Source organism: Burkholderia sp. AU44665, assembly GCF_030504405.1.
GTDB classification, from domain to species: domain Bacteria; phylum Pseudomonadota; class Gammaproteobacteria; order Burkholderiales; family Burkholderiaceae; genus Burkholderia; species Burkholderia semiarida.
Map to the genome: position 1 here is coordinate 75,425 of NZ_JAUJRI010000012.1, position 12,820 is coordinate 88,244.

Consider the following 12,820-nt stretch of genomic DNA (forward strand, 5'->3'; position numbering starts at 1 on the left):
TTACGGTTTACCGCTTGGCGAAGATGCCCCCTTCCGCCTTCATCTTGCCATCGCCAAAACCTCATTCGTCGCCACCGCCCTCAATAGATTCCGGTGTACGTACAATTCGTGCAGCTGCAAGAATCGCCTCAGCTGCAACTTCCATCGAATTGCGAACAGGTTCCATCCAGAGACGCGCATAGATTGCTGTCGTCTGCGTCGATTTGTGGTTCAGCGATCGGCCGATCACCGACAGATTCGCGCCGGTCCCCGCCTGCCACGACCCCATCGTGCGACGAAGATCGTGAAGTCGCAAATCAGCAATGCCCGCCTTATCCAGAATGATCTTCCATGCCTTCTTTGGCTCGACTAGATGCCCGCTCTCGCCCGAACCCGGAAAGACATACGGCGACTCTGCGCATACGGCTAGTTTCTTCCGGGCCTCGAGGATGGCAATCGCATCCGGGACGAGTGGAACAGACTGCGGCGTGCCGTTCTTCGTATCGGGGATACGCCACTCCGCTCGCTCCAGATTCACCTGATCCCACCGCATCGCCAGCACGTTGCTGCGACGAGCGCCGGTCAGCAAGCTCATCAATACGTAGTCGCGCACCGTCGCGTTCGGATACGCAAGCAGATGCTCGAAGAATTTCGGCAACTCGTCCGGATGAAGAAAGCGGTCGCGGCTCACCTCACTATGCTTGCGGATGCCGTGGCAGGGGTTGATCTGATTCCAGATGCCCCATTCGATTGCCTTGCCGAAAATGCTGCTGACGAGGGCAAGCACCCGGTTCGCCGTCACCTTGTGGCTCTTGCTGATCTTCGTGAAGAGCTGCCCGATATCCGTTCTTGTAATTTGAGACAACTGACGCGACGACAGATTGATGCCGTCCTTGTTGCTCGACAGGTACTTCTCGAACTTCTGCTTGTCCTCGTCGGCCGTCTTTTTGTGCGGGATGCTGTGGTTCTTGTGATACTGGTCGAACAGATCGCCGAAGGTCATCTCGGCGCGGCGCACGCGCTTGAGTTCAGCGGGGTTCGTGCCGTTCGCGATGTCAGCGTTCAGGTTCGTCGCCGCCGCACGCGCTTTATCGACGGTTAGATCGGGATATCGCCCGATCTTGATCCGCTCTGGCTTACGATTTACTTTCCGATAGAGGATGAATGTCTTCACGCCGGTCGAGCCAACGCCAATCGCCAGACCGCTCACCTTCGTGTCGTAATAGTACTTCCAGCCCTTCTCCGGCAGCGGCAGCGCGTCGATCGCCGCTTTTGTGAAGTTCAGGGCACTCCGCCCTGACCGTCCTACTTGCTCGCCCATCGCTGCTACCCCTTTGCTACTACTTGCGTCGTTTTTGGTAGAGACCCAAAATTTGGATGAGCAACAATTTTACTACAAATCAATAAGTTACGATTCCAATTGACTCCCAATGAGCACGATGAATGACAGGGCCGTAAGAATCATAATCCGCAGGTCCGGGGTTCGAATCCCTGATTCGCCACCAAATGCAGAAAGGGCTCAGCGTAAGCTGGGCCCTTTTTCTTTGCTCCGCAGACATCGCGCGCCAACAATTCGGGCATCGCCAATCCTAATCACGCGACTCCCGCCAAGGTTGCCCAAAATCTGACTGCCCGCCCGAAGCCGCCCCCCAACGCCCGCATCAGTGACGCCTTCTCATCGCGCCCGCAGCGCAACAGCTCCTGCTTCGTTTGCCGTATTTTTCGATACCGCTCGCTTGGAGGTCGCAGCTCGCGGCCAACCACAACTGCACTCGTGACAACCTTCACCGAGGTTGCGGCATAGGTCTTCCTTCTGCTTGGTCTTGTAATCCTACCTGCTTACCACCTTGCGAAGCTCGCCCAGCAGCTTCTTCGTGGCGGCAGGCCCGGAAATGGTCACGTCGTCTACATAAGCCGTCATCCGGCATTTCTCACCCTCTGCCAGTTCAGCGATATCGTTGAACATATGCCTCGCCGCAAAGAAAGCGATCTTCGCCGCACGATTCGTAATACACAACCTCAAGAACGTCGGCCACTTGCCGTTATCACGACATACTGCGTCGATAGCCAATCGGTCCGACTCTGGCCACGGTCTTTGCCGCCGATGGTCCCTGGCGGTCTGCGCAGCAAGTAACGTTGCCTGCAAGACGCCATGTCAAAAATGAAACCGGTAGCCCTCCTCGCGAGCGTTTTTATTGCGGCGACATCTGGTTGCGCATCGCGGCCGCCCATTTCCTTCGAGCCGCCAGCGCCGGCCCAATGCTGCTCCACTTTCCAGAGCTTTCACTTCGGCGACCTTGGGCCCGACGGGGCCGACAGCGTGTCAATCCAGGTCGGACAAAGTCCCACTTTCGACTTTCCTGAAGGGCGATCTACCTTCGTAGCCTACAAAGTTCCGGCAACGCATCCCGAAGTGGTGGAAGTAAGAACGTATATCGCTGCTTGGGGAGCAATGCTGCTTCCCCATGTGACCATATTCAAACCGCGCCTGATGTTCCTCGACGACAACCTGCACATCACGGAAACCGATCGTCTCGAACCACTGAAGCGCCGCTCCAGGTCTCTCGCCACCCCTTACTTTTTCGCAAGAGCGCAGATTCCGGCAAACGCGAAGTACATGATCGTCTACGCCGCATCGTCGGCAAATAGCGAGCGGCTGATTGCCTATTCACAAAACGGCTCGATGTACGCCATACCGAACGCCTACGAAGGCAAAATCTCTATTACTTTCCCATGAGCAAGTCAGTACGTATATTCGCAAGCGCCCGAGCAATCGCCTTGTGTGTGATTTCTGCTTGGCTCCTCTCTGCTTGCGTCTCGCCTCTACTCACGACCGATATCAAGCTTGGACCAAACGACACGACCGCAAAGGTACGATTCCGGTTCGTCGGTAACGGTTGGTTGAATATCCTCGAACACGGAAGTGCCGCTTGCTATGCTGAAGCAGACCCGGCCATTCGGTCGCTCGCCTCCATCACCTATCAGGCGCGCTCCCTGAATGCAACAACTTGGCTCTTTAGTCAGCCAAGGCTTGGTATGCCGAACGACCTGGAGGATGTGTCGCAACTCACATACGCTGAAGTCGTCGTCAAGGCCGGCATCCCCCTCGTTTTTTCAGCACATTGGAGCATTGGGGATCGCTATCGGTACTACAAGGCTTGGCGATTCCTTAGCTTCACTCCGGTAACGGGAGCGGACTACGAGGTTGTCGTCACGGACGACGTCAAGATACCGATGTCCGTGACTATTGCCCGACTTCAGGTCGATGATGGAAAGATCGTGCGAACTCCTGTGGAGGTAACGCCGCTGCGCATCTGCGGGACGTCCTGACTCGTCGATTGACAGGAGCGACGCAAATCGGTCTGGACAATAGCCGTCCACATCCCTGATTCGCCACCAAATGCGAAAAGCCGCTGTTTCTTTCGAAACAGCGGCTTTTTTCATTGCTTCATCCAGCGCACGCCATGCCGCGCGCTGCCCGTCCTTCAGGCCGCGCGCCGCGACTACGCCACCACCGCCCCGCGCCGCGCATCCGCCGCCTCCACCCCCACCTTCCCCCGCCAGTTCTCCCCGCCCTCCAACGCCGGCGTCGCCTCGAACACCTCCGCGATCCAGTCGGCGAACACGCGCACCTTCTGCGACAGATGCCGGTTGTGCGGATAGACGATCGAGATCGGCTTCGGCTTCGGATTGCAGTCCGGCAGCACCTCGACCAGCGAACCGTCGAGCAAGTGCGGCAGCACCATGAACAACGTAGGCTGGATCATCCCGAAGCCTTCGAGCCCGCACGTCACGTACGCATCCGAATCGTTGACCGTGACGCCGCCGTTCATCCGCACCTCGAACGGCTTGCCGTCGATCATGAACACCCACGGAATCGTCCGCGCGCCGTGGCTCGCGCGAAAATTCACCGCCTGATGTTCGACGAGATCGGCAATCTCGTTCGGCTCGCCGTGACGCGCGAGGTAATCGGGCGACGCGCACGTCACGCGCTTGAGCATCCCGATGCGCCGCGCGACCATCGACGAATCCTCGAGCGGCCCGACCCGGATCATGCAGTCGATGCCTTCCTCGACCGGATCGACGTAGCGGTCCGACAGCCCCAGCTCGAGCGTGATGTCCGGATAGCGCTGCCGGAAGGTCGACAGCGACGGCAGCACGATACGCCGCCCGAGCGAACTGGGCATGTGAACGCGCAGCATGCCGCTCGGCTTGCGGTTGCCCGCCTGGAAACTCGCATCGGCCTCGGCGATCTCCGCGATGATCTTCATGCAATGCTCGTAGTACGCGGCGCCCTCCGGCGTCAGCGACAGCCGGCGCGTGGTCCGGTGCATCAGGCGCACGCCGAGCAGCGCCTCGAGATTCTGGATGATGGTCGTCACCGACGCGCGCGGCATCGAGAGCGTGTCGGCCGCCCGCGTGAAGCTGTTCGCGTCGACCACGCGGGTAAAAACTTCCATTGCCTGGATTCGGTCCATGCTGCCCCCCTTCGAATCGCCAACGGAACAGAATAGAGCGCGCGGCGGGCGCGGCACAAGCCCCCGCCTATTGTTCTCCGATCCTGAATAGTTTCGAAACTTCGGACTGGAAACCGACCGGTTTCCGTTCAGTTCCGGGCGCCACCCGCTCCGGCCCCGATGATCGGTGGACCGTTACCGCACGAACCGCTCGCGATATCCCTGCGGCGACACGCCGAACACGCGCACGAAACTGCGCCGCAGCGTCTCTTCGGAACCGAAGCCGCACCGCCCGGCGATCCGCTTGACAGGCCACGCCGTTTCGCCGAGCAGGCGTTGCGCGGCCTCGACACGGATCTGCTCGACCGCGCGCGCGGGCGTGCGGCCGGTTTCCGCGCGATAGTGGCGCACGAAGCTGCGCTCGCTCATGCTCATGCGCTCGGCCAGCGCGGGCACCGACAGGTCGGCCGTCAGGTGCTCGGCCATCCATGCGTGCAACTCGCCGAACCGGTCGGCGGTGCGCTGCATCGACAGCATCGTGCTGAATTGGGCCTGCCCGCCCGGACGCTTCAGGAACACGACGAGCTCGCGCGCGACGTCGAGCGCGGTCGCCCGCCCGAGATCGTCCTCGACCAGCGCGAGCGCGAGATCGATGCCGGCCGTCACGCCGGCCGACGTCCACAGCGCGCCTTCGCGGATGAAGATCGGGTCCGGCTCGACGTGCACGTTCGGGTAGCGCGCCGCGAATTCGTCGCAGCGCGCCCAGTGCGTGACCGCGCGCCGCCCGTCGAGCAGGCCGGCCTCGGCGAGCAGGAACGCGCCGGTGCACACCGACGCCACGCGCCGCGCGCGTCCGGCCTGCTGCCGCACCCAGCGCACCACTTGCGCATCCTTCGACGCCGCGTGCACGCCCTTGCCGCCGGCGACGATCAGCGTGTCAGGGTGGCGCGCGACCGTGCGCAGCGACTCGGCCATCACGACGAGGCCCGACGACGTCTCGATAGGCCCGGCTTCGACGGCCACGACGCGCGGCGCATACGGCGCCGGCTGCCCGCGCTCCAGCGCGAGCTCGTTGACGGACGCGAACACCTGCAGCGGCCCCGTCACATCGAGCAACTGCGCACGGGGAAACGCGAAGATCAGGATCGAACGCGGGGCGGCGGCAGGCATGGCGATTGGCTGAAAACGTGGGTGATATGGCAATTTCGCCAAACACTACGCGCCTAGAATCGATCTGTCCATCCCGTGCCGAACGGCGCGTTCCCTTCCTCTCCGGAGCCTTCGCATGACACTTCACATCGGCCTTCTCGTCTTTCCGGGCGTCCAGCAACTCGACCTCACCGGCCCGCACGACGTGCTCGCGTCACTGCCGGACGCGGCCGTTCATCTGGTGTGGAAGTCGCGCGACGCGGTCGCGTCGAGCAGCGGCCTCGCGCTCGCGCCGACCTGCACGTTCGACGACTGCCCGCCGCTCGACGTGATCTGCATCCCGGGCGGGATCGGCATCAACGAATTGCTGCTCGATGCCGAAACGATCGCGTTCGTGCAGCAGCGTGCGGCCACCGCGCGCTACGTGACGTCGGTCTGCACGGGCTCGCTGCTGCTCGGCGTGGCCGGCCTGCTGCGCGGACGACGCGCGACGACGCACTGGCGGTTCCACTCGCTGCTGGAACCGCTGGGCGCGATACCCGTGCGCGAGCGCGTCGTGCGCGACGGCAACCTGGTCACGGGCGGCGGCGTCACGGCCGGCATCGACTTCGCGCTGACGATCGCCGCGGAGCTCGTCGGCGACGAAGAAGCGCAGGCGATCCAGCTTCAGCTCGAATATGCGCCCGCGCCGCCGTTCGACGCCGGCTCGCCCGACACCGCGCCGGCCGCGGTCGTGACGCGCGTCACCGAACGTACGGCGGCCGGCTTCGCGAAGCGCAAGCAGATCGTCGAGCAGGCGCTGCGCGCCACGTCGCGCTGAAGGCGGATGTCGGGAAAATGACTGGAAAGCGGCGCCCGCGCGCGCCGGGGAACACATCGATGAACATCATCCGAAGCGCCGCATTCACGGCGGACCGCGCGTGGGGCGCCCTCGACATCGCGAACCTGAACGGCATCACGGTCCGGCTGCACTGGACCGACCAGCCGTATCGCTGGCACGTGAACGACGGCGAGGAGGTGTTCGCGGTGCTCGATGGCCGCGTCGAGATGCGCTACCGCGAAGCAGGCGTCGAGCACGCGACGGTGCTCGAAACGGGCGACGTCTTCCACGCGACGGTCGGCACCGAACATGTTGCGCATCCGCTTGGCGCCGCGCGCATCCTCGTGATCGAGACCGAAGGCAGCGCCTGACGGCCGGTATCGGCGCCGCGATGCCGCGCGAACGACGAGCGCCTGCGGGCGGCGGGACTCAGCCCGAGATCGTCCCGGTTGCCTGCGATGCGATCAGTTTCGGCTGCGGCGTGCACTGGCACTGGCACAGGTCGTGTTCGAGCGCGACGACCTTGCCCATCACGGTCATCGTGCGCTCGCCGCCGTCCGACACGATCACGCCCGGCGACTTGCACGCCGCACAGAACACGGATGCGCCGAGATACGCGAGTTCGCGCCCGTCGAACGACGAATTGGCGATCCCTTCGAGCACGACGCCGCCGTGATCGGTCGTGTCGCCCTTCAGAATGAATTTGCGGCTCATGATGTCGGTTCTTCCCTCGGAAACGCCGCGCAACGCAGCCGTGCACGGGCATCGTGAAACCGCCCGTCGGTCGCGGGCGTCCCGCGAGCATATCACCGCTCGCGGCCCCCGCAGCCGATCCACGCGGCCGGCAGCCCTCCACCGACGCGCCGCGGCCGTTTCGCGGCAAACGCGCCCCTGCCGCGTCGGCGCCCGCCGACCGTACGCCCACACCGCGCGCCGAACCGCCTCATGGTGGCCGGCCGGATGCGCGAGCATGGCCTGGATCGATATCGGGGCAACGATTCCCCGCCGTGTCGGCCAGCCTGCTCGCGCGCCGCGATGGGCCGGACACGATTGCATGCGACGGTTCGATCCGCTGCTTCGTCGCGGCCGTGCGTTGGCACGATGGCGCGAAAACGCCGGAAATACTTTATCTCGATAAAATCGAATCGCCCGATATCTCAAATACGCGAAAAAACAATCGTCTGAACTTTCGTACAATTACTAAAAATGGTTGTAAAAATTACCCTTAACCGGACGCAAACCAGCGCTCACAAAACGCCGAAACCCTATATTTTCCGGGCCTCCCAGCCATCAAATCAACCTATAGTTTCATAATACTTTTTTCCTCCATCGTCCGACGCTCTGAACAGTAAATTGGAAGATAGAATTAAATAAACAATTTCTGATTCTAGGCAAAAAAATGGACGAACTCCTTCCAATGCGACTATTTGTCAAGGTTGCCGAACTACAAAGTTTCGTGCGCGCCGCGACCGAACTGAACATCTCCAATTCGTCGGCCACCCGCATGATCATGAGCATCGAGAACCGGCTCGGCGCGCGCCTGCTGAATCGCACGACCCGCAGCCTGTCGCTGACCGACGCCGGCCACCTCTACCTGGCGCAGATGCGTCACGTGATCGAGGAAATCGACCGCGTCGAGGAAACGATCGCGTCGATGCACCAGGAACCGATCGGTTCGCTGAAGATCGCCGCGCCGGTCATGTTCGGCATGCACGTGCTCGCGCCCGCGATCGACGCGTTCAAGGCACGCCATCCCAACATCGTGCCGGAAGTCACGATCGTCGACCGCCATGTCGACCTCGTGTCGGAAGGCTTCGATATCGGGCTGCTGCTGTCGCAGCACATCGGCAACAGCACGTTGGTGAAGCGCCCGCTCATGCAATTCCAACGCGTCGTCTGCGCGTCGCCGCAATATGTCAGCCGGCACGGCTCGCCGGCCCATCCGCACGATCTCGCCACGCATGCATGCCTGGTGTTCCATGCCGACTTCGCGAGCGATTACCTGACGTTCGAGCACGACCAGACGCGTGTCACGGTGCGCCCGAACAAGGCCGCGTCGTCGAACAACTTCGGCATGATCCGGAACTGGGCGCTTGCCGGCATGGGCATCGCAGTCCTGCCGGACTTCCTCGCCGAACCGGATCTTCATGATGGCCAGCTTCTGGCCCTGCTCGCCGACTATCGTCTCGAAGCGCTCCAGATGAACGTCGCATACCCGAGCCGCAAGCACTTTCCGCGTAAATCCCGCCTTTTCATCGATCACCTCGTCGAACATTTCGTCAGTTGAATGATGCGATCGCGACGGTCTTTTCGGTGTCAGATGGCGCCCGAACGCGGATGCGGGACGACGTGTACCGCGAGGCCGCACCCGCGCGCGGGCCCGGCCTCGCGGCGCACGATCCCGGCGCGGGCACGGGTGTTGCGCCGCTGCATCTCAGTAGTGAACCACCCTTGGCAGCCCGCTGCGGAGGACTACACTAATCCTTAATGAGGTGCGGCCGGAGCCCGCGCCTTCAGGGAGACGCCGCCATGAATCGGCCGCTGAATCGCATCCTGCCGCGCGTGACCGGAGCTGCATCGGTCTGGACGTGGATCAAGTGGTCCTTGCTGGCCGCGCTGGTGATCGCGATCGCGGTCGTGGTGAGGCTCGTGATGACCGAAATCGCGACGTCGCGCCTGCAGGCGCACTATTTGTCCGAGCTCACGCGCGACGTCGGCTACACGGTCGAAACGGGCGCGAGCAACCACATCCGTTTCCCCGCGAACGGGCCGTACGATCAACGCCTCGGCTATTCGATGATTCCCGCGTTCCAGCAGCGGCTGCTCGCGCGCGGCTTCGTCGTCGGCAAGCAGGCGCGCGATTCCAACCGGATGCTGGCGCTCGCCGATCACGGCCTGTTCCTGCCTTATGAAGAGAAGGACCAGACCGGGCTGATGCTGTTCGACTCGACCGGCTCGCCGCTGTTCGCGACCGTGTTCCCGCAGCGCGTGTACGCCGATTTCGACACGGTGCCGCGCGTGGTCGTCGATTCGCTGATGTTCATCGAGGATCGTTACCTGCTCGACCCGAACCAGCCGAACCGCAACCCGGCGATCGACTGGGGCCGCTTCAGCCGCGCGCTCGCCGACCAGGCGCTGCACGTCGTCAACCACCACCAGGCGCGCCCGGGCGGCAGCACGCTCGCGACGCAGATCGAGAAGTTCCGCCACTCGCCCGACGGCCGTACCGCGACGCCGCCGGAGAAACTGCGGCAGATCGCGTCCGCGTCGATCCTCGCGTACCTGAACGGCCCGCAGACGATGCTCGCGCGCCGCTCGATCGTCGTGCGCTACCTGAATTCGGTGCCGCTCGCCGCCCGGCCGCACGTGGGCGAAATCACCGGTATCGGCGACGGTCTCGCCGCGTGGTACGGCCGCGACTTCAACGACGTGAACCGCATCCTGTCCGCGCCGACGACCGGCGACAACGTCGACCAGCAGGGCAAGACGTTCCGCGAGGTGTTGTCGTTGCTGATCGCGCAGCGCGCGCCGTCGTACTTCCTGAATCGCGGGTATCCGGCGCTGCAGAAGCTGACCGACAGCTATCTGCGGCTGCTGTCGAACGGCGGCGTGATCTCGCCCGCGCTGCGCGATGCGGCGCTCGCCGCGCAGATCGAACGCAGCGCGCCGCCGGCCGCCGCGCGCGTGCAATCGTTCGTGTCGCGCAAGGCCGTCACGTCCGCGCGCGCGTCGCTGCTGTCGGCGCTCGGCATCACCGACCTGTACCAGCTCGATCAGCTCGACCTGGAAGCGACCAGCACGCTCGACAACGGCGTGCAGCAGGCGGTCGCCCAGCGGCTCGCGCAGGCGTCGACCCGCGACGGCGCGCAGGCGGCCGGCCTGTACGGCTTCGAGATGCTCGCGCCGAAGGACGACCCGTCGCACCTCACGTACAGCTTCACGCTGTACGAGCATCGCAACGGCGCGAACCTGCTGCGCGTGCAGACCGACAGCGTGAACCAGCCGTTCGACGTGAATCGCGGCGGCCGCATCAACCTCGGCTCGACCGCGAAGCTGCGCACGTTGATCACGTACCTGCAGATCGTCTCCGACCTGCATGCGCGCTACGCGAACCTGTCGAACGCGGAGCTGGCGCGCGTGAAGCCCGATCCGATCGACGGGCTGTCGCGCTGGGCGCTCGACTACCTGTCGCATACGCGCGACCGCTCGCTGCAGGCGATGCTCGATGCGTCCGTCGAGCGCAAGTACTCGGCGAGCCCGGACGTGTTCTACACGGGCGGCGGCGCGCAGGTGTTCTCGAACTTCGAGAAGTCGGACAACGGCCGCATCATGACGCTGCACACGGCGTTCGAGCACTCGGTGAACCTCGTGTTCGTGCGGCTGATGCGCGACATCGTCCACTACGAGACGCTGCAGGCGGCCGGACCGTCGTCGTCGTGGCTGAACGATCCCGCCCAGCGCCAGCACTACCTGCAGCAGTTCGTCGACGGAGAAAGCCAGGTCTACGTGAAGCGCTACTACACACGCTATGCGGGCAAGGCGCCCGACGACGCGCTCGCGCTGATGCTGCGCGACGTACGCAAGTCGCCGCCGAAGCTCGCGACGGTGCTGCGCAGCGTCGCGCCGAACGAATCGCTCGCGTGGTTCGCCGCGCGGATGCGCGCGCAACTGAAGGGCACGCCGGCCGCGACGCTGTCCGACGACGATCTCGCCGCGCTCTACGCGAAATACGCGATCGACCGCTTCAACCTGAACGACCGCGGCTATATCGCGAGCGTGCATCCGCTCGCGCTGTGGACGCTCAACTACCTGCGCGCGCATCCCGCCGCGTCGCTCGCGGACGTTCAGCGCGACAGTCGCGACGCGCGTTTCTACACGTATTCGTGGCTGTACAAGACCCGCTACCACGCGACGCAGGACCGGCGCATCCGCCGCATGGTCGAGCTGCGCGCGTACGCGGAGATCACGAAGTCGTGGCGCGCGCTCGGCTATCCGTTCGCGGAAGTGACGCCGTCGTATGCGGCCGCGATCGGCGCATCGGGCGACCAGCCCGACGCGCTCGCGAAACTGATCGGCCTGATCGCGAACGGCGGCCAGAAGGCGCCGACCGAGACGATCACGCGGCTCGATTTCGCGAAGGGCACGCCGTACGAAACGCGCTTTGTGCGCGCGGCCGCGCAACCTCAGCCGATACTGCCGCCGGAGATCGTCAACGTGACGCACGCGCTGCTGCGCGACGTCGTGCTCCACGGCACCGCGCGCCGCCTGGCGGGCGGGTTCACGCTGCCGGACGGCAAGACGCTCGACGTGTACGGCAAGACGGGGACGGGCGACCAGCGCTTCAACGTCTATGCGCGCGGCGCGCGGCTGATCGAGTCGCGCAAGGTCAACCGCAGCGGCACCTTCGTGTTCGCGATCGGCGACCGGTTCTTCGGCGTGCTGACGGCGACCGCGCACGAGCCATACGCGGCGCGCTACGACTTCACGAGCGCGATGGCCGTGCAGTTGCTGAAGTCGATGGCGCCGGCGCTCGCGCCGCTGATCGAACGGCCGGCCGACGCCGGCACGCGCACCGCGGGTCCGGCGCCGCAGGCGGAAACGCCCGCGCCGGGCGCGACGACCGCGCACCCGTCCTGACCCGATCGCCGCGCGCAGGCGCCCGCACCGGCGCGCCGCTCAGTGCGAGCGGCCGTCGTAGTGCGTGACGGGCAGTGCGTCGAGGTCGACGCTCTCTAGGCAGCGCACGTTGATCGCGGCCATCGCGGTGCCGTCCGGATGCACGCCTTCGCCGAACGCGTGAATCCCGCAGCGCTTGCAGAAGCGATGCTTGATCACGTGTTTGTTGAACATGTAGGTCGCGAGATTGTCTTCGGGCGTGAGCAGCGTCATGTGATCGCGCGGCACGAACCACATCAGCGCGCCCTTGCGCTGGCAGATCGAGCAGTTGCAGGCCATCACGCCCTGCAGGTCGCCTTCCGCCTCGAACGTCACGTCACCGCAGTGACAGCTTCCTCGATAAAGCATGGTCGTCTCCCGGTGCAGCCCGTGCGCGGTACCGGCACCCGGGCGGGGCACCGTTGGCCGGGCCGATCCAAACGCGTACAGTAGCGCTCGCATGCGCCGCACGCAATGTGCGGCGCCCCCTCACCCGTCAAGGAGACCGTCATGCTTGAACTGCGCCCCGGCTGCGAATGTTGCGACAAGGATCTGCCGCCGGATTCGACGGACGCGCGCATCTGTACGTTCGAATGTACTTTTTGCGCGACGTGCGCCGACGACGTGCTCAAAGGCCAGTGCCCGAACTGCGGCGGCGACCTGGTCGCGCGGCCGCGGCGGCCAGCGAGCCTGCTCGCGAAGTACCCGCCGTCGACGGAACGCATCCACAAGCCGGGCGGCTGCGCGAACGCCTGACGGC

At 64.3% G+C, this 12,820-nt stretch carries 14 protein-coding genes; 8 read left to right on the forward strand and 6 right to left on the reverse strand.

Annotated elements, in window-relative coordinates; genetic code table 11:
- Positions 1–61 precede the first annotated feature (61 nt).
- Together QZM15_RS22980 and QZM15_RS22985 are read right to left on the reverse strand one after the other, a co-directional pair.
- Positions 62–1,300 (reverse strand): site-specific integrase, encoded by a 1,239-nt coding sequence (locus QZM15_RS22980; protein WP_302107311.1) that lies wholly within the window; start codon positions 1,298–1,300, stop codon positions 62–64.
- Positions 1,301–1,810: 510 nt separating this feature from the next.
- On the reverse strand, positions 1,811–1,945 hold the full coding sequence (locus tag QZM15_RS22985; RefSeq protein ID WP_256939976.1) for a hypothetical protein: 135 nt from the start codon (positions 1,943–1,945) through the stop codon (positions 1,811–1,813).
- Positions 1,946–2,131: 186 nt separating this feature from the next.
- Here QZM15_RS22985 and QZM15_RS22990 point away from each other — a divergent pair, with 186 nt between their 5' ends.
- Together QZM15_RS22990 and QZM15_RS22995 are read left to right on the forward strand one after the other, a co-directional pair.
- Positions 2,132–2,716, forward strand: coding sequence for a hypothetical protein (locus QZM15_RS22990; RefSeq protein ID WP_124862688.1), 585 nt, complete (start codon positions 2,132–2,134; stop codon positions 2,714–2,716).
- A gap of 164 nt (positions 2,717–2,880) precedes the next feature.
- Positions 2,881–3,309 carry a hypothetical protein gene (locus QZM15_RS22995; protein WP_124862685.1) on the forward strand — a complete coding sequence of 143 codons (429 nt, stop codon included), beginning with the start codon at positions 2,881–2,883 and terminating at the stop codon, positions 3,307–3,309.
- A gap of 173 nt (positions 3,310–3,482) precedes the next feature.
- On the opposite strand, the gene QZM15_RS23000 is transcribed toward QZM15_RS22995, so the two are convergent.
- Entirely contained in the window at positions 3,483–4,457 is a 975-nt protein-coding gene (locus tag QZM15_RS23000; RefSeq protein WP_302107312.1) for a LysR family transcriptional regulator, read from the reverse strand.
- Between the two features lie 174 nt (positions 4,458–4,631).
- Complete coding sequence (locus QZM15_RS23005) at positions 4,632–5,606, reverse strand: GlxA family transcriptional regulator (RefSeq protein ID WP_302107313.1); 975 nt, start codon at positions 5,604–5,606, stop codon at positions 4,632–4,634.
- A gap of 115 nt (positions 5,607–5,721) precedes the next feature.
- On the opposite strand from QZM15_RS23005, the gene QZM15_RS23010 reads away from it, so the two are divergent.
- Both QZM15_RS23010 and QZM15_RS23015 read left to right on the forward strand, forming a co-directional pair.
- Positions 5,722–6,405, forward strand: coding sequence for a DJ-1/PfpI family protein (locus QZM15_RS23010; RefSeq protein ID WP_059578626.1), 684 nt, complete (start codon positions 5,722–5,724; stop codon positions 6,403–6,405).
- Positions 6,406–6,464: 59 nt separating this feature from the next.
- Entirely contained in the window at positions 6,465–6,776 is a 312-nt protein-coding gene (locus QZM15_RS23015) for a cupin (protein WP_059578629.1), read from the forward strand.
- A gap of 58 nt (positions 6,777–6,834) precedes the next feature.
- Here QZM15_RS23015 and QZM15_RS23020 read toward each other — a convergent pair whose 3' ends face one another.
- Entirely contained in the window at positions 6,835–7,119 is a 285-nt protein-coding gene (locus QZM15_RS23020) for a PAAR domain-containing protein (protein WP_059578632.1), read from the reverse strand.
- A 293-nt stretch (positions 7,120–7,412) separates the two neighbouring features.
- On the opposite strand from QZM15_RS23020, the gene QZM15_RS23025 reads away from it, so the two are divergent.
- From QZM15_RS23025 to QZM15_RS23035, 3 genes are all read left to right on the forward strand, one after another.
- Positions 7,413–7,634 (forward strand): hypothetical protein, encoded by a 222-nt coding sequence (locus QZM15_RS23025; RefSeq protein ID WP_302107314.1) that lies wholly within the window; start codon positions 7,413–7,415, stop codon positions 7,632–7,634.
- A gap of 170 nt (positions 7,635–7,804) precedes the next feature.
- On the forward strand, positions 7,805–8,692 hold the full coding sequence (locus QZM15_RS23030; protein WP_059578634.1) for a LysR family transcriptional regulator: 888 nt from the start codon (positions 7,805–7,807) through the stop codon (positions 8,690–8,692).
- Between the two features lie 242 nt (positions 8,693–8,934).
- Entirely contained in the window at positions 8,935–12,042 is a 3,108-nt protein-coding gene (locus QZM15_RS23035; RefSeq protein ID WP_302107315.1) for a transglycosylase domain-containing protein, read from the forward strand.
- A 39-nt stretch (positions 12,043–12,081) separates the two neighbouring features.
- On the opposite strand, the gene QZM15_RS23040 is transcribed toward QZM15_RS23035, so the two are convergent.
- A complete protein-coding gene (locus tag QZM15_RS23040; RefSeq protein ID WP_302107316.1) occupies positions 12,082–12,429 on the reverse strand; it encodes a GFA family protein in 348 nt (115 codons plus the stop codon).
- Between the two features lie 141 nt (positions 12,430–12,570).
- On the opposite strand from QZM15_RS23040, the gene QZM15_RS23045 reads away from it, so the two are divergent.
- A complete protein-coding gene (locus tag QZM15_RS23045; RefSeq protein ID WP_059578642.1) occupies positions 12,571–12,816 on the forward strand; it encodes a DUF1272 domain-containing protein in 246 nt (81 codons plus the stop codon).
- The last annotated feature ends 4 nt before the right edge of the window (positions 12,817–12,820 follow it).